The 19,269-nt window shown below is 62.9% G+C and carries 18 protein-coding genes; 9 read left to right on the top strand and 9 right to left on the bottom strand.

Translation table 11 applies throughout. The features are described 5' to 3' along the window. Positions 1-128: 128 nt before the first annotated feature. Positions 129-1,298, bottom strand: a complete 1,170-nt coding sequence (locus tag WA904_RS06575) for a glycosyltransferase family 9 protein (protein WP_425196328.1) — start codon at positions 1,296-1,298, stop codon at positions 129-131. A gap of 4 nt (positions 1,299-1,302) precedes the next feature. Further along, positions 1,303-2,538 carry an O-antigen ligase family protein gene (locus WA904_RS06570; protein WP_425196327.1) on the bottom strand — a complete coding sequence of 412 codons (1,236 nt, stop codon included), beginning with the start codon at positions 2,536-2,538 and terminating at the stop codon, positions 1,303-1,305. Positions 2,539-2,637: 99 nt separating this feature from the next. On the opposite strand from WA904_RS06570, the gene WA904_RS06565 reads away from it, so the two are divergent. Then, positions 2,638-3,339, top strand: coding sequence for a class I SAM-dependent methyltransferase (locus WA904_RS06565; protein WP_425196326.1), 702 nt, complete (start codon positions 2,638-2,640; stop codon positions 3,337-3,339). A gap of 94 nt (positions 3,340-3,433) precedes the next feature. On the opposite strand, the gene WA904_RS06560 is transcribed toward WA904_RS06565, so the two are convergent. After that, positions 3,434-3,601: a hypothetical protein gene (locus tag WA904_RS06560; RefSeq protein WP_425196325.1), complete on the bottom strand. Its 168-nt coding sequence runs from the start codon at positions 3,599-3,601 to the stop codon at positions 3,434-3,436. Between the two features lie 160 nt (positions 3,602-3,761). Between WA904_RS06560 and WA904_RS06555 the strand changes: the two genes are divergently transcribed. Next, positions 3,762-4,229: a glycine zipper family protein gene (locus tag WA904_RS06555; RefSeq protein ID WP_425196324.1), complete on the top strand. Its 468-nt coding sequence runs from the start codon at positions 3,762-3,764 to the stop codon at positions 4,227-4,229. A gap of 70 nt (positions 4,230-4,299) precedes the next feature. On the opposite strand, the gene WA904_RS06550 is transcribed toward WA904_RS06555, so the two are convergent. Next, positions 4,300-4,704 carry a PaaI family thioesterase gene (locus WA904_RS06550; protein ID WP_425196323.1) on the bottom strand — a complete coding sequence of 135 codons (405 nt, stop codon included), beginning with the start codon at positions 4,702-4,704 and terminating at the stop codon, positions 4,300-4,302. Between the two features lie 11 nt (positions 4,705-4,715). Next, positions 4,716-5,918: a threonine ammonia-lyase gene (locus WA904_RS06545; RefSeq protein ID WP_425196322.1), complete on the bottom strand. Its 1,203-nt coding sequence runs from the start codon at positions 5,916-5,918 to the stop codon at positions 4,716-4,718. Positions 5,919-6,092: 174 nt separating this feature from the next. Here WA904_RS06545 and WA904_RS06540 point away from each other — a divergent pair, with 174 nt between their 5' ends. Beyond that, positions 6,093-8,456, top strand: a complete 2,364-nt coding sequence (locus WA904_RS06540) for an ATP-binding protein (protein ID WP_425196321.1) — start codon at positions 6,093-6,095, stop codon at positions 8,454-8,456. A gap of 76 nt (positions 8,457-8,532) precedes the next feature. Here the strand turns inward: WA904_RS06540 and WA904_RS06535 are convergent, their stop codons facing one another. After that, on the bottom strand, positions 8,533-10,293 hold the full coding sequence (locus WA904_RS06535) for a sensor domain-containing diguanylate cyclase (protein ID WP_425196320.1): 1,761 nt from the start codon (positions 10,291-10,293) through the stop codon (positions 8,533-8,535). 304 nt (positions 10,294-10,597) lie between these two features. On the opposite strand from WA904_RS06535, the gene WA904_RS06530 reads away from it, so the two are divergent. After that, the gene (locus tag WA904_RS06530; protein ID WP_425196319.1) at positions 10,598-11,113 is read left to right on the top strand and encodes a serine O-acetyltransferase; all 516 of its coding nucleotides are present in this window, start codon (positions 10,598-10,600) and stop codon (positions 11,111-11,113) included. Between the two features lie 31 nt (positions 11,114-11,144). Then, positions 11,145-12,137, top strand: a complete 993-nt coding sequence (locus tag WA904_RS06525; protein ID WP_425196318.1) for a glycosyltransferase family 2 protein — start codon at positions 11,145-11,147, stop codon at positions 12,135-12,137. A 32-nt stretch (positions 12,138-12,169) separates the two neighbouring features. Here WA904_RS06525 and recQ read toward each other — a convergent pair whose 3' ends face one another. Together recQ and WA904_RS06515 are read right to left on the bottom strand one after the other, a co-directional pair. Next, positions 12,170-14,053 carry a DNA helicase RecQ gene (gene recQ, locus WA904_RS06520; protein ID WP_425196317.1) on the bottom strand — a complete coding sequence of 628 codons (1,884 nt, stop codon included), beginning with the start codon at positions 14,051-14,053 and terminating at the stop codon, positions 12,170-12,172. 98 nt (positions 14,054-14,151) lie between these two features. Continuing rightward, positions 14,152-14,544, bottom strand: coding sequence for a rhodanese-like domain-containing protein (locus WA904_RS06515; protein ID WP_425196316.1), 393 nt, complete (start codon positions 14,542-14,544; stop codon positions 14,152-14,154). A gap of 115 nt (positions 14,545-14,659) precedes the next feature. On the opposite strand from WA904_RS06515, the gene WA904_RS06510 reads away from it, so the two are divergent. Continuing rightward, a complete protein-coding gene (locus WA904_RS06510; RefSeq protein ID WP_425196315.1) occupies positions 14,660-15,706 on the top strand; it encodes a homocysteine S-methyltransferase family protein in 1,047 nt (348 codons plus the stop codon). A 448-nt stretch (positions 15,707-16,154) separates the two neighbouring features. On the opposite strand, the gene trxA is transcribed toward WA904_RS06510, so the two are convergent. Then, positions 16,155-17,054 (bottom strand): thioredoxin, encoded by a 900-nt coding sequence (gene trxA / locus WA904_RS06505; RefSeq protein WP_425196358.1) that lies wholly within the window; start codon positions 17,052-17,054, stop codon positions 16,155-16,157. 179 nt (positions 17,055-17,233) lie between these two features. Between trxA and purE the strand changes: the two genes are divergently transcribed. The 3 genes from purE to WA904_RS06490 all read left to right on the top strand — a co-directional run. Further along, positions 17,234-17,743 carry a 5-(carboxyamino)imidazole ribonucleotide mutase gene (purE, locus tag WA904_RS06500; RefSeq protein WP_425196314.1) on the top strand — a complete coding sequence of 170 codons (510 nt, stop codon included), beginning with the start codon at positions 17,234-17,236 and terminating at the stop codon, positions 17,741-17,743. Beyond that, on the top strand, positions 17,740-18,963 hold the full coding sequence (locus WA904_RS06495; RefSeq protein WP_425196313.1) for a 5-(carboxyamino)imidazole ribonucleotide synthase: 1,224 nt from the start codon (positions 17,740-17,742) through the stop codon (positions 18,961-18,963). Before purE ends, WA904_RS06495 begins: the two co-directional genes overlap by 4 nt. Beyond that, a partial coding sequence (locus WA904_RS06490) for an L-threonylcarbamoyladenylate synthase (RefSeq protein WP_425196312.1) occupies positions 18,960-19,269 on the top strand: 310 nt, incomplete at its 3' end. The genes WA904_RS06495 and WA904_RS06490, both read left to right, overlap by 4 nt.

Here is a 19,269-nt window from a genome sequence, read left to right as displayed (position 1 = left end):
TTCGGGGTCCCACGGGTCGGCCAGAAGTTCATTCTAAGAACATACGTGCGGGTTACCTGCTGGTTACAGTCGAAATTCATGCAAAACTTGCATGAAGTTATGCATCACTGATAACCGAGTTCAGGCAGTCATGACGAGGAGGCAGGGAATGCCGAAACTGAGGCACTCTCGGCACCAGGCGCTTCGTACAGGGACAGGATCCTCTCCGTGATGTCCGCCGGAGGTATATCGTTGACGTCCGCCGAGATGGAGCAGGCAAACAGCGTGAGTGGTCGCGAAGGAGGAAGCCTCCACTCTGGCCGGATCGCTGAGCTGAAAAGGCCGATCAGGGGCGTCTGGGTGGTCGCGGCCAAGTGCATCAGCCCGCCATCGACACAAACAATGATGCGGGCCGCGGCCAGCAGGTAATGGCTTTGCGCCAGGGAGCATTTGCCCACGTAGTTGTGCACAAGCGCCGAGTTGCCCAGTTCCAGCACTATCCGCCGGGCTTCGACCAGGCCATTGTCGCTACCGATGAGAATGAATGCGGTTTTGCCCTGACGCACCAACTGCGCCATGACTGCCGGCCAGTGCTTGTATGTGCGGAGCGGGTCCACGCCGCCGACCGAAAGGGCAATAGCCTGGTCCATCTGCGCGGCATTCTGCGCCAGGCCCGGGGACGCCGTGCTGGGCTTGAGTTTCTGGCAGGCATGGCGAGCAAACTCTGCTGGGCTCAGCTCCAGTTCCAGCAAGTCGGCAAGACGCTGGGTGGCATAGGCGGCCCGATCAAAATTGGGCCCCGTGAAGTCTTCCAGTATCGACACCCAGGGCAAGGCCCGGAAGTGTCGGATCTTGGGTTGAAGGGAACGCCGCTTGTGGCTCAGGACAATTACAAAATCGTAGGCGACCTCGGCCACCGCCGAAACGTCACTGGTGACGCCGGTGAACCAGGGATCGTCATCAAACAGCCGTGCAATGGTGGTGTCGGTCAGCAGATCCATGCTGAAACCTTGCGCGTGCAAAAGGGAGCGCGGCGCCAGATCCATCAGGGCGTCGCCGATTTGCCCCTCACCAAAATAAAGCCACAGCCCACGGTTTCCCGCATTCTTCAGCGAGTTGATTTTTAATTTCGCCTGACCCGACATCCTGAACACCAGGCGTCTTCTTAAGGCACGCCATCCGAGCTTGCGGTAGCCCGCTTCGGCGATATATTCCTGCGAAGAGGCGGTGCTGACAGGGTTCCTCAATTGTGGCGTTGTTGTTGCAAGGGCAGCCTGCTTCAGCTGTCGGTCCAACGCGGAGAAGAGCTTCTTGAACATGAACTCAAGCGGTGTTCGCGCTTGCCGGGCGGATGTTGGCAAGGCATGCCAACAGCACAAAAGTCCAGCCTTCCGACTCGTTATTCAACGATGAATCGGTCATCGCGTTGATCAGGAAAATGACCAATCCAAACCTCACGACACCTCTCAGCCAGGGGTCGTGCTGCCCGGCCTGCCGATGGACCTGGTAGACCAGAAGCAGGAACAGTATGAGGCCCACCAGGCCGTGTTGAGACAACAGGGTCAGGTACTCATTGTGGGCATGTTTGTGTGTTTGGGCACGCAACGGATTGTCGGGCTGGACAAGATTTTCGCGGAAGGTCCCCGGACCTCCGCCAAATACGGGCGCCTTGGCAAATATGTCAAGGCTCATTTGCCAGTAGTGAAGTCGGGCCCCACCGCTTGTCATGACACCAGGATTCGCCACATAGGTGCGCGTTTCCTGCATAACAGAATCTACCCGGGCATGAATTTTTCCGGAAAATTGATAGGCAAGGACACTGGTGGCAAGAACTGCAGTGATCAACCCGAACCGGAGGCTTTTACTGGGAGTGTAGCTAATGGCCATCAGCAAAAACACAACCAGTAAGGTCACCAACGCAATCCGCCCGTTAATGAAAAACAAGACGTTTGTTAAACAAATTGCAGCACCCGCAAAGAACAACCAAGCCAGCTTTCGGTGTTGTAGAGTGGATAACAGGCAGATCGCAAAGAGCATGGAGGCATGAAAGCCATGAACTATGTGGTTGCGCCAATAAACGAGGCTCTGCGCGTTGTAGCTCGGATTGGCAAACCGGGTTAGGTCGAGAGACAAGACTCTTGCCAATCCGGTTCCATCGAGTAGTGTGGGCATCATGAGAACCAGGGCACCACAACCATAGGCTACAACCAATCGGTACGCCCATTTGCTGTCGCGATAGAGCATCAAAAATACCGGGATCAGCAGGAGCTTCCGATACTTCTTGACGTCATGGATGGCCAGGTCCATCGGTGCATGCGTATAGAGCAGTCCCATCGCGATGTATGCAAAAAGCAAAATTGCCAGCAACGCTATGTTCTCCTGGCAGACCGTAATGAGCAGCCTGTAGTAAGTCGGCGAAGCAAGCAGGCAGGCAAGCATTCCCACCAGTCCGATGTAAAAAAAAGCGTGTGACCAGGGAACGCCAAACACCATGATCAGGCCAAACCAGCCTGCCGCGGGATAGGCAAAGTCGGAAACCCTTTGAAGGATCTGCTTCATTGTTGGAGTTCAGCGGCTCTAGCCGGTTGGATGGGAGGGTACACGCCGGCGTCGGACGCAGGCCCTGCTCCATGAGCGGGTCTGGTATCCTTCGCGCGGATGAAAGAGTCGAGCAAAACTATAACTATTCGCGGGTTCGTGACCCTTCAGCAATTCCTGAAGGGTCGCGTGATTGATATTGGCGCGGGCAACGATTTGATCTGCGCCTCGGCCGAGGGCTTCGATGTTTCGCAGGGCGATGCGAACTATATTACGAAATTCAGGCCGATCGGTGCTTATGACGCTGTTTGCAGTTCACATTGCCTCGAGCACATGTTCAATGCCAACGACGCGCTCGCGGAATGGTGGGCCCTGGTCAAGCCGGGCGGCTACCTTCTATTGACGGTGCCCGATGAGGACCTGTACGAGCAGGGCTTTTTTCCGAGCAGGTTCAATTCGGATCACAAGGCGACCTTCCGGTTTCGAAAACCGGAATCCTGGAGCCCGGTTTCGCATGATCTTGAAAGCATGGTTTCGCGGTTGTCCGGAGCGCGTATTATTTCCGCCGAATTGCAGAGCGATAACTATGATTTTTCCCTTCAGTTCAAATTTGGCGACCGCGTCGGTAGCAGCAGACTGTTGACCAGAATTTATCTGAAGTTGGAGAAAAAACTAGGCTACGACAAGCCATTGGTGAAGGCCTTGCGCCGTCGCTTGTTCCTGAAAGGGGTGCCCATCGACCAGACGCATGGGAATGTTCTTGCCCAGATTCAGGTGGTAGCCCAAAAAATGAGTGACCTGTCTACGTCCCGGACAGTGTGAATGCACATATCACGTGCCCCGAAAGGGAGGCCAAGCCGATGGAATTTCTGAAACACTCTGGTCAGCCGCTCAAAGCGGCGACCACTTGGCAGGCTCAAGCCATGTAAATGGCGATAAATGCAAGCAGGAACATCAGCACGCCGCCTGCCGCAGGCAGCACCAGTGGCATCAGCGGCACAATGGCTTCCACGGCGTCCTGTTCGTGGGCGTGGGTAGGGCTGTTGTGAGCGGCGTTGGTGGAGCGGTCTGCGGGGCTTGACATGGTGGTTCCTGAAAACTGAGGTGGGACTTGGGCGATTTTACCTTCTTGGCCGGGGGACGGCAAACCATGCGCGGGCCGCTGTCAATCTGCGCTTATCGGCCTTCGCCGGTCTGCCCTTCCTGGTTGTTTGGCCGGTATTTTTTTAGTCATGGAGTCGGGCATGCATGATTTTTCAATCAAATGGAGCGGGCTTTGTACTGCGGCGCTGGTGCTCGGCGTGTTGCCAGGTTGCGCCAGCACGGGCTCGGCCAGCCCTTCTGCTCGGCCGGTGCTGTACCCGAACGCCACGCTGAACCGTGTTGGTGAAGCGCAGGGCCGCGCCGAAGCCGATGCCTGCATGGCCAGGGCGGCGTCAGCCGGTTTGACGCCAGCCGAGAACACCAACGCCGTCGCACGGGGGGCCGGTGTGGGTGCGGCCACCGGTGGGGTGGCTGCTGCCGTGGGTGCGCTGATCACCGGGCGCGGCGGCGAAGGCGTGGTTCGCGCCGGTGTGGGAGGTGCGGCCGTCGGAGGTTCGGCCGGAGCGGTACAGGGGGCGTTTCGCAATGACCGGCCCAGCAGCACCTACCGCACGTTTGTGCAGCGCTGCCTGGGCGAGAAGGGCTTTGATGTGATTGGCTGGAACTGAGCTTCCCTGTCATTGCCATCGGCGGGTGCAAGCCGAGCACCGCCTGCTGGTTGAGAACCAGCCCCTGCAATTAAAGCAGCGCGTAGGTGGTGGTAGCCCGACAAACACTTTTGCCGTCGGCTGCGCCGCGAATATCGATCTCCCCAAAGGCCAGGGATTTTCCGGCGCGGATTACACGTGCTTCGACCAGTGCATCCTGCATGGACAGGGGTTTGAGAAAGCTGTTGTTCATTTGCACCGTGGTGCAGGGTTTGAATTCGCCAAAATGGTTGATCAGCGCCAGCACCATGGCGGTGTCTGCGGCTGCCATCATGGCCTGGCCGCACAACATGCCGCCGACGCGCGAAAGTTGTGCGTTCTGCGGCAGGCGCAAAGTCACGCTTTCCAGGTCGAAGCCTTCGACCTGCAGGCCGAGTGCCTGCACCCAGGGTGCGAAGTACTCCGGCAGGGCGGCTTGCAGGGTGTTGATGTTCATGTCGGCGCTCACTATTGCTGCTCCATGGCTTCGAAGCCGGCCGCCTTCAGGACAGCCAGCACCTGCGCAATATGCTCGCGCCCGCGCGTCTGGATGACGAGCTCAATATCCACGTTCTGCGCAGCCAGCATGGTAAAGGCCCGCTGGTGATGGACCTCGTCAATATTGGCGCCGGCCTCGGCCACCGTGGCGGTGATTCTGGCCAACGAACCCGGCACGTCGCGCGCGCTCACGCGGATGCGCGCCAGGCGCCCGGCGCGCACCATGCCGCGCTCGATGATCGCCGCCAGTAACAACGGGTCAATATTCCCCCCGCACAGTACCAGCCCGACTTTCTTGCCCTTGAAACGTTCGGGGTATTTCAGCAGCGCGGCCAGTCCGGCGGCACCTGCGCCCTCAACCAGGGTCTTCTCGATTTCGAGCAACATGACCATGGCCTGCTCAATGTCGCCTTCCTCGACCAGCACCAAGTCATCTACCAGGCGCGCAATGATGGCCTGCGGAATCACGCCGGGCGTGCCCACCGCAATGCCCTCGGCGATCGTGCTGCTGCCTTGGGGATGGTGCGTGCCCTTGATCGCATTGACCATGGCTGGAAAACGCGAGGTCTGCACTCCGATGATTTCGATGCCGGGTTTGATGGCCTTGGCTGCCGTGGCCATGCCCGCGATCAGGCCGCCTCCGCCTATGGCCACGATCAGCGTGTCCAGGTCCGGCACGGCGTGCAGCATTTCGAGGCCGACCGTGCCCTGGCCGGCCACAATGGCTTCATCGTCATAAGGATGGATGAATACCAGGCCTTCGCGTTCGGCCAGGTCCAGGGCGTGACTGCGTGACTCATCCAGCGTGTCACCGTGCAGCACCACCTCTGCGCCAAAGCCGCGCGTGCGCTCGATCTTGACGCCGGGAGTAAATCGCGGCATCACGATTACGGCGCGCAAGCCCAGGCGCTGCGCGTGGTAGGCCACGCCCTGCGCGTGGTTGCCCGCGCTCATGGCGACCACGCCGCGCCGGCCCTCTTCGGCCGAGAGCTGCGCCAGCTTGTTGCAGGCGCCGCGTTCCTTGAACGAGGCGGTGTATTGCAGGTTTTCGAATTTCAGAAAAACGTCCGCCCCGGTAATTTGCGACAGGGTTTTGGATGCCACGCAGGGCGTGTCGAGCAGCTGGCCTTGCAGGCGAAGCGCTGCAGCCTCAATATCGGTCAAAGCAAGCATTGAAAAAGGCCTCCGGGAGAAGTGCCGATTGTGGCGCGGTTTTGTGGCGCAATTCACACGGGGGTATTCAATTAGCGTCTTCCATCGGGCATGAAGCTGCGTTATGGTTAGGCGTACGTCATCTGGGGTGCATATGTAACTGCTGTGGCCTTCATCCGGGCCGGAGGTGTCTCAATGAGCAAGCGTTCGGGTAGTGCTGACAGGCATGGTCCGCTGCTGCTTTCTCCCGGCCTGAAAGAGGCGCCGGTGCTGGACCTGATGTGCTCGCATTTTGTGCTGACGCTGGCGGCCCGGCAGGGGGCCAAGTTCAATGTGCGGCGCGATCTGAACAGCCTGCTGTCGCTCTCGGGCCGCCATCTGGTGTGGCCTGTACCCGCCCTGCAGCGGCTGCGGGAATTCCTGGGCCGCCGTTGTCGGGACAATGAATTCTGGCAAGGCCATGAGGCCCTGAGCGACACCGGCTTCATGGGCCGCCACGGCGCCTGGCGCGGCCCCTATGAAGAAGGCACCCTGTTCTTCTACCTCGATGAATACGCCAAGGACCAGCCCAAGGACCTGCTCTCCGTGCTGTCCGCCACCGGCGACTGGCTGACGAGCGCGCTGAAAAAGCAGTCGACGCTGGTGGAAAAAAACATCGATGCCCTGGCCAACCTGCTGCAGCTCAACCAGGCCGAACGCGCCTTGCTGCTGTACGGAACGCTGGCGCGCTACCAGCGTGACCTGCGTTCCATGCTGGTGGAGTTCAAGGTCAGCAACGCGCCCGAAGCCTATGCCGCGATTGCCGAGGTCGCCGGTGTCAAGGCCAATGAGGTCGCCGAAGCGTTGCGTGCGGGATCCCGGCTCGAGCGCATCGGCATGGTCGAAAACCTGATTTCCGAGCACAACATCACCGACCTGGCCGACCTCATGAAGGTCAGTGAAAAACTGCCGCCGGTGCTGATGCGCGAATACCGCGACCAGAACGAACTGATGGCGGTGTTTACCCGGCCGGTGGATCGCAGCAGCCTGGGCCTGGCCGATTTCGCCTTTGCGCGTGAGGACGTTCAGGTGCTGGTGTCGCTGCTGCTCAATGCCGTTGCCGCCAGGGAGCAGGGCGTCAACGTGCTGCTTTATGGCCCGCCGGGCACGGGCAAGACCGAGCTGGCCAAGGTGGTGGCGCAGGCCGCCGGGCTCGACCTGTTCGAAGTCGAGTATGCCGACCGCGACGGCAACTCCCTCAGCGGCCGCGACCGCTACCGCTCGCTGCAGATTGCGCAGGTCTTCCTCAAGGGCAGTGCTCATGCCGCGCTGCTGTTTGACGAGGTGGAGGATGTTTTCCCGGCCCTGTCCAGCGAAGCGGCGCAGCTGCTGGCGCGCTCCGACCAGATGGCAGTTCCCGGCAACAGTTCGGTCAACGGCAAGGCCTGGGTCAACCAGATCCTGGAATCGAACACGGTGCCTACCTTGTGGGTGACCAACCGCATCGAGCAGATCGACCCGGCTTTCCGGCGCCGTTTTGCCTATCACCTGGAGCTCAAGTCGCCGCCACCCGGTGCGCGCGAGACGCTGGTGCGAAAGACGCTGGAGGGTGTGCCGGTCAGCGATGCCTTCATGGCCAGGCTCACGGCGCGCAAGGGCCTGACGCCGGCGCAAATCCGGACGGCGGTGCGTTTTGCCAAGCTGGCAAGCACGCCGGGCGCCAGCACCGATGCCGCGGGCATGGAGGCCGTGCTGTCTGGCGGCCACGCGGCGCTGATGGAGTCGCTGATCGAGCGGCAGCTCAGGAATGCGGACCAGGCCCTGGGCAACAAGGCAGACGCGCCCGGCGGGCGGCGCAACGTCACGACCTACGATCTGTCCATGCTGAATGTGGAGTCCCGGTTCGAGGTGCCGCGTATCGTGGAGGCGCTCAAGACCCGGGACCACGGCACGCTGTGTTTTTATGGCGCGCCGGGCACCGGCAAGACAGCACTGGCAGAACACCTGGCCAGGGCGCTGGACCGCCCGTTGATCATCAAGCAGGCCAGCGACCTGATGAGCAAATACGTGGGCGAAACAGAGCAGAACATGGCCGCCATGTTTGCCGAGGCTGAAACGGAGAAAGCCGTGCTGCTGCTCGACGAAGCCGACAGCTTCCTGCAGGACAGGCGCGGCGCACAGCGGACCTATGAGGTGACCGAGGTCAACGAGATGCTGCAGGGCATGGAGCGCTTCAGCGGGATTTTTGTCTGCACCACCAACCTGCTGGAAAGCCTGGACCAGGCGGCGCTGCGGCGGTTTACCTTCAAGATCAAGTTCATGCCCCTGACGTCGGTGCAGCGCGAGCAGATGTTTGTCACCGAAGCACTGGCGGGCGACGGCACGGCGCTGACCGCCGCCCTGCGTGAGCGCCTGGGCCGTCTGCACCAGCTCTGCCCGGGTGACTTTGCCGCCGTCAAGCGCCAGACCGACATCCTCGCAGCCGAGTTCACGGCGGATGAATTTTTAAGCCAGCTCGAGGCCGAGCACCGCATCAAGCCGGATGTGCGCGACATTCGGGGCATGGGCTTCATCCAGTAGAAACCTTGAACTGCTCCTGAATTGGTAGCTGCTCACGCCCTGCTGATAAGGGCTCATGGCAGTTTTCAATAAAAAACTACAGATAAACCATGCGGATCGCCTTGCGCGAACCGTCGTTCATGTCCTTCACCACCTTCATCAGCCGGTCCAGGCAGGACTGGGGCTGGGTCGAGGCCAGCTTGGCGGGCTCGCCCATGTAGCCGATCGCGATGTGAAAAAGCAGCGGGTCCGCATCGGGCAGCTCCCGGGAGGGCCGCAAGCCGCTGGCCAGGATCTTGGTGGCCACCTGGTTGACCCCGTCGCTGGTCATCGGCCCCTCCATGAGCAAGGCGAAATGGCTGTCGCCGACCCGGGCCACCGTGTCCGTGGTTTGGGCCGCGGTGCGAATCCGCGCCGCGGCCAGCACCATGGCACGGTCGCCGGTCTCCCGGCCATGCTGCTGCTGCAGCTCGGCCAGGTTGCTCAGGTTGACAACCAGCAGGGCGCAGGGTTGCTGGTAACGCTCGGCCGTGCGCAAGGCCTGACGCAGTTTGGCCAGCATCAGCCTGGCTGATCCCAGTCCTGTCAGCGGGTCGGTGGTGCCCAGGGTGGTTGCCCGCGTCGCGGACTCGCGGCGCTGCGTCACACGGCGCAACAAACCGTAAAACAAGATGGGCGCCTCTACGGCCGAGCCCAGCATCAGCGCGTTCTGGGTGAGAAAACTGGACGCGAGCACACCGAAATTGCGCAGCAGGGGAAAGAGGGTGGCCAAAATGATGGGCAAAAACCCCATGGCCATCCAGCGTGCATGGCGGTCGCCTTCAAACAGCGACACTCCGACGACCATCAACAAAACCACCATGCCGGCGCTGATCAAGACATTGATGAGGGCAAAGCTTTCGATGGTCGGAAAGGCCGCATCGATGAGCGCGATCACCGGCAGCAATCCCATCAGTGCCACGATGAACCAGTCCAGCGCCCGGGAAAAGCGCTTGGGGGTGGTGACGGTCCGGACAAACCAGAGGGCGGCAGCGGCAGCCGTCAAGGGCAGCAGGACAATGGAAATATTGTTCAGCTTCGGCAGCTCCGGCCACAGGTACAGGCCAGCCACGCCGGAGAACGCAGCCTGCGAGCCCGCAAAAGTAGCCATGTAGAAGGCATACGTGGCAAACCCCCAGTCCCGATAAGCCATGGCGTTGATCAGGGCCAGCACCGTCACCAGCGCCGCCAGTCCGAAGTAGACACCCAGCAGCAGGTGATCGAGCTGGCGCGCCGTGGTGACTTGGGCGTCGCTCACCGCGCGCGGCAGCGCCGAGAAGGGGATCCGGGCATGCTCGACGCGAAGGTAATAGCGAACCGTTTGCCCGACCTCATGGCTGAGCGACAGGATCGGGTAACGGCCGGGTTGCGGCCATGCGCTGATGGGCAGGCTGTCGCCGGCTTGCTGCACCACCCACCGGCCCAGGCTGTTCCGGTAATACAGCGTGATCTTGTCGACGCCGGACATGGGCAGCTCCAGTTTCCACTGGATCTGCGGGCTCTCGACCACGGCATCAAAACGCAGCCAAAGTGCGGCGTTGTCCAGCAGGTGCGCCTGGCCGGGTTTGACCGCCGCAAAAGGCAGGCTGTCAGCACCGGCCTCGACTTTTTCCACCGGGCTTTGGTCCTTGGCGTCGAGCCAGAACTCCAGCGAGGAAGTCATCGCGACCGGCCCGCCATCGTTGCCCAGGGTCAACAGGTCGGCCTTCGCCCAGGCGGGGCTGGCAGACAGCGCGGCCTGCAGGCAGAGCAGCGCCAGCACTGCTCGTACAAAAGCCGTTAGCCCTCCTCCGGCAGCAAACTTTTTGGTGACTTCCACGCGGCTATTGTGCCGCAGCCACTTTGAACGCCCGGCCTTTGCGCTGCCTGGGCTGGACCAGCGGTGTGCGATGGCGTTTGAGCGGCTGCCATGCACCGGTTTCGGTGGTACGGATTTTGCGTTTATCCGTCCAGGCCTGAAATCGGGTGTCCTTTTGGTGCCCTCCGATCCGGCCATGATTCCGACGCACCCGCCGCGGACTTCTCCCGGGAACTCCGGATAGCCCAAGCTGCTGGAGCCCGCACCGCGCGAGTGCCTTGTCACCTGTCAGTACCGGTACCACGTGAATGAAAGCTCAACAGCCATGGCTTTTTTCGAGGACATGCGTGCGGCGCAAGAGGGCGCTTTGTCTCTCGGCTTCTGGGCCCTGCAGGTGTACCGGCTGGGGCATCTGCGCTACCGCTTCCAGTCCAGGCTGGTGCGCTACCCGCTGGCGGCATTGCACCTGGTACTCGCCAAGCTGGCTGAAATCTTCTGCGGCGTCACGATCGGTGTCTCGGCCCGGATCGGGAGGCGCCTCGTGATAGAACATTCCGGGGCGATTGTGGTGCATGGCAAGGCAGTGATTGGAGACGACTGCATCATCCGCCAGGGCGTGACCATCGGTAACCGGCGCATGGACAGGCCGCTGGAGGCGCCGCATATCGGCAACCGCGTGAACATCGGTGCCGGCGCCAAGATCCTGGGTGCCGTGCACATCGGCGACGATGCCGACATTGGCGCCAACGCGGTGGTCCTCACCGACGTGCCTGCAGGCGCCCTCGCCGTGGGTGTGCCGGCCCGCATCATCCTGCGCGGGGGAAGCGATGCTGCCCCCTGACACGTCTGACATTTCAACTGTCCTGTGCCGGGTGAGCATTGTCATCAAGGCCCTGAACGAGGAAAAGCGCATCGTGGCTGCGATAGAAAGTGCGCTGGCTGCGGTCCGGAGGGTCGGCGGCGAGGTGGTGCTGGCAGACTCCTGCTCCAGCGACCGCACGGTGGCCCTGGCTTTTGCCTATCCCATCCGTATCGTGCAGCTGGCACGTGCCGATGAACGCTGCTGCGGCGTCGGTCCCCAGCTGGGGTACCAGCATTCGGCGGGCGAGTTTGTGTACATCCTGGACGGCGACATGGAAATGCTGCCCGGCTTCCTGCCTGAGGCGCTGGCCTTCATGCAGGCGCATCCTGACGTGGCCGGAGTGGGCGGGCAGGTGGTTGAAATGAACACCAGCAGCCTGGAATATGTCGCCCGCGTGGAGCGCGGTCTGGGCCACATGCGGGCCGGCCAGGTGGACCGGCTGGACATGGGCGGCCTGTACCGGCGGGCGGCGGTGGAGCAGGCCGGGTATTTTTCGGATCGCAACCTGCACAGTTATGAAGAGTTTGACCTGGCCATGCGCCTGCATGCCCGGGGCTGGAAACTGTGGCGTCTGGCCCTGGACTCCGTGCGCCATCACGGCCACGATGCGCCGCCCTACCAGCTGCTGGTGCGTCGCTGGCGCAGCCGCTACATCTGTGGCCTGGGCGAAGTGCTGCGCGCGGCCTGGGGCGAGTCGCACCTGGGTCTGGTGCTGACCCGGGTGCGCGAGCTGCGCCTGTATGTCGCCGTACTGGGGTGGTGGGCTGTGTTGCTCACCGTGTTGGTGCTGCCCATGCCCTGGACGCTGCGCGTGGCTGCCTTTGCGGGCATCGCGGCGGCACCGGTGGTGCTGATGGCGTGGCGAAAGCGCAGTGCCGGAAAAGCCGTGTTTTCCGTCGTGTCGTGGTGCTTCAACGCTGCGGGCCTGGTGCGCGGACTGCTGACGCCGCAGCGCCCCGCGCGCGCTGCCATAGACAGCATCGAGATCCGGAATACGCTTTGAGGTAATCGCCGCGCATTCTGACGGGCGGGTTTTCAGGCTGTTTCGGCACAGACGCGCAGCACCTCGGCCCCATACGCTTCGAGCTTTTTGACGCCGATGCCGCTGATGCCTTCGAGGTCGCCCATGCCCTGCGGGTCGCGCTCGGCGATGGCGCGCAGGGTCGCGTCGTGAAAGATCACGAAGGCCGGCAGGTTGTGCTCGCGGGCCACATCGGCGCGCCAAGCTTTCAGGCGGGCCAGACGCTCCAGGGCACCTGCATTGAGCGACGCTTCCGCCAGGCCCCTGGCCGATGTCTTGGTGCTCTTCTTGCTGCTCTTGCGCCGCTCGCCTGCGCCGCCGGCAGACTGCTCGCGCAGCATCACGCTGACTTCGCCCTTGAGCACCTGGCGCGCATCGGGCAGCAGCTGCAGCGTGTTGAAGGCGTCGGGATCGACCCGCACCATGCCTTTGGCGATCAGCTGGCGCAGCACGCCACGCCACTGCACTTCGGCCAGGTCCGCGCCTATGCCGAAGGTGCTGAGCTTGTCGTGGCTGTGCTGCAGCACTTTTTCGGTGGCCTTGCCGCGCAGGATGTCCATCAGGTGGCCGGCGCCGAAGCTGATGCCGCTGGCCTGTTGCACGCGATAGATGCAGCTGAGCATCTTGCGCGCCGCTTCGGTCGCGTCCCACACCACCGGCGGCTGCAGGCAGTTGTCGCAATTACCGCAGGGCTGGCTGTCTTCGCCGAAATAATGCAGCAGGCTGACACGCCGACAGCGCGTGTCTTCGGCCAGGGTCAGGAGCGCGTCGAGCTTGCCGCGCATGACCTGCTTGAACTCTTCGCTGGACGCATCGCTGGTGTCTATCATGCGGCGCTGGTTGACGACGTCCTGCAGGCCGTAGGTCATCCACGCATTGGCCGGCAGGCCGTCGCGTCCGGCGCGTCCGGTTTCCTGGTAATAACCTTCAATGTTTTTCGGCATGTCCAGGTGCGCGACAAAACGCACATCGGGTTTGTCGATGCCCATGCCGAAGGCAATCGTCGCCACCATCACCATGCCTTCTTCGCGCAGGAAGCGGTCCTGCCGCTGCTGGCGCAGCGCGCTGTCCAAGCCCGCGTGGTAGGCCATGGCTTTCAAGCCGGCGTCCTGCAGCATATCGGCCACTTCCTCGACCCGCTTGCGCGACTGGCAGTAGACGATGCCGGCCTCGCCCGCGTGTTCGCTTTCGATGAAGCGCAGCAGCTGGCGCGTGGCGTCGGTCTTTTCGACGATGGTGTAGCGGATGTTGGGCCGGTCGAAGCTGCTGACGAACTCGCGCGCGTCCTCCAGCTTGAGCCGCTCGATCATGTCCTGGCGCGTCAGTGCATCGGCGGTGGCCGTCAGCGCAATGCGCGGCACGTCGGGAAAGGTCTCGTGCAGCAGGCTCAGCGACCGGTACTCCGGCCGGAAGTCGTGGCCCCACTGGCTCACGCAATGCGCCTCGTCGATCGCGAACAGGCTCAGCAGGCCGCGCTCGTGCAGCGAACCCAGCAGGCCTTTCATGCGCGGCGTGTTGATGCGCTCGGGCGCGGCGTACAGCAGGGTCAGCTCATTGCGCAGCAGCAGCTTTTCGAGGGCGCTGCTTTCTTCCTGCGTCTGCGTCGAGTTGAGGAAGGCGGCGGACACACCGGCTTCGTGCAGCGCGCCGACCTGGTCATGCATCAGCGCGATCAGCGGCGAGATCACCACCGTCACGCCATGGCCGGCGTTTTGCCGCGCAATCGCGGGAATCTGGTAACACAGCGACTTGCCGCCGCCGGTGGGCATCAGCACCAGCGCGTCGCCGCCCTGCACCACATGGTCGACGATGGCCTGCTGCGGGCCGCGAAAGTCCGAATAACCGAAAACCTGGCCCAGGATGTCCAGCGGAGAGGGGTGTGGCGTGGGGTGCGGCAAGGTAGGGGTGTTAAGGTGGGCGGTGAGGTGCTATGAAAAAAGTAGCTGCTTGCGCCCGTGCAATAAGGGCTGAGGCCCGATTTCGTTCAGGAAATCGGCTACATCTGCTCCCAGGGCAAACCGTCAAAGCGCCAGCCGCTCAGGGTAGAGCGCTGGAACTGCTCGTCCAGCTCTCCCTCAAAGCCGTGCACCACGTTGATCACCTCGCTGAAGCCCGCGGCTTCCAGCGCCTGGCCCGCCGCCAGCGTGCGCTGGCCCGAGCGGCAGATCAGCAGGACCGGCTGCGTCTTGCTGCTGGCTTCGCTTTCCACCGCTGCCGCAAACTTTTGCGCGTCAGGCGTCAGGTCGGGGTACTCGTACCAGGGCACATTCACCACGCCGGGCGGGCGGCCCACGTAAAGCGACTCGATTTCCATGCGCACGTCGACAAACAGGGCGTCGGGGTGCTGCTGCAGGTAGTCCCAGGCTTCTTTGGGTTGGAGGTGTTTCATGGTGAGGATTCAGACGGACACGCTATTCGCTATTGTCAGGCAAAGCCGGAGCCGGGCGAACGGCCCAATGCCCGCAGAGTTTGTACGTGCAGGGCCGCCGTCCTAAAATGCAATCATGAAGCAAGCCATCTACACCCGCGGAGCCGCGCTCCCTGCCATCCTGGAAAAACGCATCGCCATCCTCGACGGCGCGATGGGCACCATGATCCAGCGCTTCAAGCTCAATGAAGCGCAGTACCGTGGCGAGCGCTTCAAGGACTTCCCCAAGGACGTCAAGGGCAACAACGAACTGCTGAGCCTGACGCGCCCCGACGTCATCCAGGACATCCACGAAGGCTACCTGGCCGCCGGCGCCGACATGATCGAAACCAACACCTTCGGCGCGACCACTGTGGCCCAGGCCGATTACGACATGGCCGAGCTCGCGGTCGAGATGAACTACCAGTCCGCCCGCATTGCGCGCGCCGCCTGCGACAAGTTCTCCACGCCGGAGAAACCCCGGTTTGTGGTCGGCGCCCTCGGCCCCACGCCCAAAACCGCCAGCATCAGCCCGGATGTGAATGACCCCGGCGCGCGCAACACCAGTTTTGAGGAGCTGCGCAAGGCGTACTACGAGCAGACCGAAGCGCTGGTCAAGGGCGGCGCCGACGTGCTGCTGGTGGAAACCATTTTCGACACCCTCAACGCCAAGGCCGCGCTGTTTGCGATTGACGAATATTTCGACAACAGCGGCGAGCGCCTGCCGCTCATCATCAGCGGAACGGTCACCGATGCCTCGGGCCGCATCCTGAGCGGCCAGACCGTCACCGCCTTCTGGCACAGCGTGCGCCACGCCCAACCGCTGGCCGTGGGCCTCAACTGCGCCTTGGGTGCGGCGCTGATGCGCCCCTACATCCAGGAACTGGCGCGGGCGGCCGGCGACACGTTCATCAGCTGCTACCCGAACGCCGGCCTGCCCAACCCGATGAGCGACACCGGTTTCGACGAAACGCCCGACGTGACTTCTCGCCTTTTGCGCGAGTTTGCCGACGAAGGGTTGGTCAATATCGTGGGCGGTTGCTGCGGGACTACGCCGGAGCACATCGGGGCGATTCACCAGGCGGTTGAGCCGCTGGCGCCTCGGAGTATTCAGCGTGGGTTCTTTTATAAAGAAGCGGCCTGAGATGCTGTCATCCCGGGCTTGATCCATGTCTGCACATCACTCCCGTTAGGGCTGAGCCTGTCGAAGCCTGTGCAAGCTTCCCGCGGCTGTGGATCTTCATACAAGCCGGGGGTTGCCCGGCGGCAACTCACTTTCTTTTTGCGTCGCCAAAAAGAAAGTAAGCAAAGAAAAAGGCGACCCGATGGTCTGGGTCCCCTGCGCTGCGTTCCGGGGCAACCTCCGGTGCTCGCCGAAAGCGGGGTCGAGCTCGAACCCGCCTTCGGCTCAGACAATCGCTCGCCCTGATCCGTTTTCGGCTGTGCTCCTCGGCCCAGCCCGACGGGCGGGGAAACGAATGCGGGTTCGGGTGCGGGGAGACATGACGCGCGCAGCGCGTCATGTCGGCATAACGGGACCGTCATGTGTGCGCGCGGATGCACCGCAGGCGCAGCGTGATGCCGCAAAGAAATCAGCTCAACACAACACTGCTCAACCGCCGCCGGTAAGTAGCCACTACCGGATCATCCGGTGGAATCTGCCCGTCCGCCACCTTGACTTTGGGCGGCTCGATGATCTCGAGGATGGAGACAAAGGTCTTGCGTGCCAGTTCCTCGTTCCAGGACTTGTCGCGCATCAAAATTTCCAGCAACTCGTCCATCGCCGGCACCCAGCGCTGCTGGCTCATGTGCAGCTGGGCCAGCGCGTAGCGTGCGTCGAAATCCCGCTTGTTGGCTGCAAGTTTTGCATCAAATTCGGCCTGGGCCCTTTCCGGATCTGCACGAGCAGCTCCTGATTCGATAGCATTGAACCAGTGCTGCAGGGCCTCGAACTTGCGCACCGCCGGCGCCTTGCTGACCACCGGTGCAAAAGCGGTTCTGGCGTGCTCGACCTGGCCGTGCTGCAGCAGCAGGCGGATGTAATCGAAGCGGGCGTTGTCATTGGCCGGGTCGGTGGCGACGGCCGCCTGCAGTTTTTCCAGGACCGCCGCCGGGCTGGTGTCTTCCGGCTCGGCCATTTCTTCCTCGGCAAGTGGCAGCTCTTCGGCCGGCGGCAGGTGTTTGTCGAGGAACTCCTTGACCTTGCCCTCGGGCAGCGCGCCGGCAAAACCATCGACCGGCTGGCCGTTGATCATCAGTATGCAGGTCGGGATGCTGCGAATGCCGAAAGCGGCGCCCAGTTGCTGCTCCTGGTCGGAGTCGATTTTCACCAGCTTGAAGCGTCCGCCGTAGGCGATTTCCACCTTCTCCAGAATCGGGCCCAAGGACTTGCAGGGCCCGCACCAGGGCGCCCAGAAATCAATCAGCACGGGGGTGGTCATGGAGGCCGCAACGACTTCCTCTTCAAAATTGGCAATGGTGACGTCGATCATGATGCTGGGCAAATAGGGGTGGGTCGGGGTGTTTTCAACCGGCAGGCGTGTGCCGCGCAGGGACGATAGCACGCGGCGCGGGGCCTGGTGCCGGGGCGCAGGCCCCCAGACCGTAAAATCGCCGCTGGCATTGAACGATTGGCGGCATAGACGGCACAGATGAGCCCGGAAGGCAACACATGACAACAACACAAGACCAACAGGCGCCGCTGATAGGCGTGGTGATGGGCTCCAGCAGCGACTGGACCACCATGCAGCACGCCGTGCAGATCCTCCAGCAGTTCGGCGTGGCGCATGAAGCGCGTGTGGTCTCGGCCCACCGCATGCCCGACGAGCTGTTTGCTTATGCCGAACAGGCTGCCGGGCGCGGGCTGCGGGCCATCATCGCCGGTGCCGGCGGCGCTGCGCACCTGCCGGGCATGCTGGCCGCCAAAACCGCGGTGCCCATTCTGGGTGTGCCGGTGGCCAGCAACCACCTGCAGGGCGTCGATTCGCTGCACAGCATCGTGCAGATGCCCAAAGGCGTGCCCGTCGCCACCTTTGCCATCGGCAACGCCGGCGCCGCCAACGCCGCCCTGTTTGCCGTCGCCATGCTGGCCACCCATGACAAAACACTGGCCGACAAGCTGCAGGCCTTCCGTGCCGAGCAGACCGCCGCGGCTCGTGCAATGACTTTGCCACCTGCATGAGCTTTTCGCCGATTTTTCCGGGCTCTGTCGATGCATCTGGCCAGCCCGCCACCCTGGGTGTGATGGGCGGCGGCCAGCTCGGCCGCATGTTCGTGCATGCCGCGCAGCGCCTCGGCTACTTCACCGCGGTGCTGGACCCGGACCCGCAAAGCCCCGCGGGCTGCGTCAGCCACCACCACATCCAGACCGGCTACAGCGACGGCAAGGGCCTGAAGCAACTGGTGTCGCTGTGCGCCGCCGTCACCACCGAATTTGAAAACGTGCCGGCCGATGCCCTGCAGGCGCTGGCCGTCAGCCGGCCGGTCGCACCCGATGCGGCGGCCGTGGCCATTGCGCAAAACCGCATCGAGGAAAAAGCCCATTTCACGGCCAGCGCCGGTGTGGCAGGTGTCACCTGCGCGCCCTACGCCGTCATCGAAACGCCGACACAGCTCGCGGCCGTGCCGGCCGACCTGCTGCCCGGCATCCTGAAAACCGCGCGCATGGGTTACGACGGCAAAGGCCAGGTGCGCGTTGCCAACATGGCCGAGCTCACGGCGGCGTGGGCTGATTTGAAGGGCGTGCCCTGCGTGCTGGAAAAGCTGCTGCCGCTGAAGGCCGAGTGCTCTGTCATCGTCGCGCGCGGCTGGGACGGCGCCATCACCGGCTTCACGCCGCAATACAACGTGCATGTGGGCGGCATCCTCGCCGTCACCGCGGCTTATGAAGGAAATATGCCTTCAGCCCTTGCGCTACGGGCGCGATCAGCTACTGAATCGATAGCAAGTCACATTGGCTATGTGGGCGTGCTGTGCGTGGAGTTTTTTGTGATCGACGACGGCAGCGCCGACGGCGCGCTGGTGGTCAATGAAATGGCGCCGCGCCCGCATAACAGCGGCCACTACACGATGGACGCCTGCGATGTGTCGCAGTTCGACCTGCAGGTGCATGCCATGGCAGGCCTGCCGCTGCCTGCGCCACGCCAGCATTCGCCGGCCATCATGCTCAATCTGCTGGGCGATGTGTGGTTTGACGCTGCAGGCCAGTTGCGCACGCCCGACTGGCAGGCCGTGCTGGCCTTGCCGGGCATACACCTGCACCTGTACGGCAAGCTCGAAGCGCGCGCCGGCCGCAAGATGGGCCACCTCACCATCACCGGCGCGGACATCGCAGGCGTGAAAGCGGTTGCGCGCCAGGCCGCACAGATCCTGGCGCTGCCCGGCCTGGACCAGCTGGAATGATTCGCAACGGCCATGACCCTGCGGCGATTGCCGAGGCTGCCCGGGTGATCCAGTCCGGCGGCCTGGTCGGCTTTGCCACTGAAACGGTGTACGGCCTGGGTGCCGACGCCTCCAGCGACCAGGCTGTGGCCGGCATCTTCGCCGCCAAGGGCCGGCCCACTGACCACCCCCTGATCGTCCATGTGGCCGAACCCGCGCAGGTGAGTGACTACGCCGCCAGCGTGCCGCCTTTCGCCAGCCGACTGATGCAGGCCTTCTGGCCCGGGCCCCTGACGGTGATCCTGCCGCGCAAACCCGGTGTTGCCG

The sequence above is a fragment of the Polaromonas sp. genome, from assembly GCF_049790275.1.
Classification (GTDB): Bacteria; Pseudomonadota; Gammaproteobacteria; order Burkholderiales; family Burkholderiaceae_C; genus Polaromonas.
This window is presented reverse-complemented; position numbering and strand designations above follow the sequence as displayed.

Bases quoted from the DNA above. Each gene is read 5' to 3' on its own strand.
- WA904_RS06575 (WP_425196328.1), bottom strand. From the start codon at position 1,298: ATGTTCAAGAAGCTCTTCTCCGCGTTGGACCGACAGCTGAAGCAGGCT.
- WA904_RS06570 (WP_425196327.1), bottom strand. From the start codon at position 2,538: ATGAAGCAGATCCTTCAAAGGGTTTCCGACTTTGCCTATCCCGCGGCA.
- WA904_RS06565 (WP_425196326.1), top strand. From the start codon at position 2,638: ATGAAAGAGTCGAGCAAAACTATAACTATTCGCGGGTTCGTGACCCTT.
- WA904_RS06560 (WP_425196325.1), bottom strand. From the start codon at position 3,601: ATGTCAAGCCCCGCAGACCGCTCCACCAACGCCGCTCACAACAGCCCT.
- WA904_RS06555 (WP_425196324.1), top strand. From the start codon at position 3,762: ATGCATGATTTTTCAATCAAATGGAGCGGGCTTTGTACTGCGGCGCTG.
- WA904_RS06550 (WP_425196323.1), bottom strand. From the start codon at position 4,704: ATGAACATCAACACCCTGCAAGCCGCCCTGCCGGAGTACTTCGCACCC.
- WA904_RS06545 (WP_425196322.1), bottom strand. From the start codon at position 5,918: ATGCTTGCTTTGACCGATATTGAGGCTGCAGCGCTTCGCCTGCAAGGC.
- WA904_RS06540 (WP_425196321.1), top strand. From the start codon at position 6,093: ATGAGCAAGCGTTCGGGTAGTGCTGACAGGCATGGTCCGCTGCTGCTT.
- WA904_RS06530 (WP_425196319.1), top strand. From the start codon at position 10,598: ATGGCTTTTTTCGAGGACATGCGTGCGGCGCAAGAGGGCGCTTTGTCT.
- WA904_RS06515 (WP_425196316.1), bottom strand. From the start codon at position 14,544: ATGAAACACCTCCAACCCAAAGAAGCCTGGGACTACCTGCAGCAGCAC.
- WA904_RS06510 (WP_425196315.1), top strand. From the start codon at position 14,660: ATGAAGCAAGCCATCTACACCCGCGGAGCCGCGCTCCCTGCCATCCTG.
- trxA (WP_425196358.1), bottom strand. From the start codon at position 17,054: ATGATCGACGTCACCATTGCCAATTTTGAAGAGGAAGTCGTTGCGGCC.
- purE (WP_425196314.1), top strand. From the start codon at position 17,234: ATGACAACAACACAAGACCAACAGGCGCCGCTGATAGGCGTGGTGATG.
- WA904_RS06495 (WP_425196313.1), top strand. From the start codon at position 17,740: ATGAGCTTTTCGCCGATTTTTCCGGGCTCTGTCGATGCATCTGGCCAG.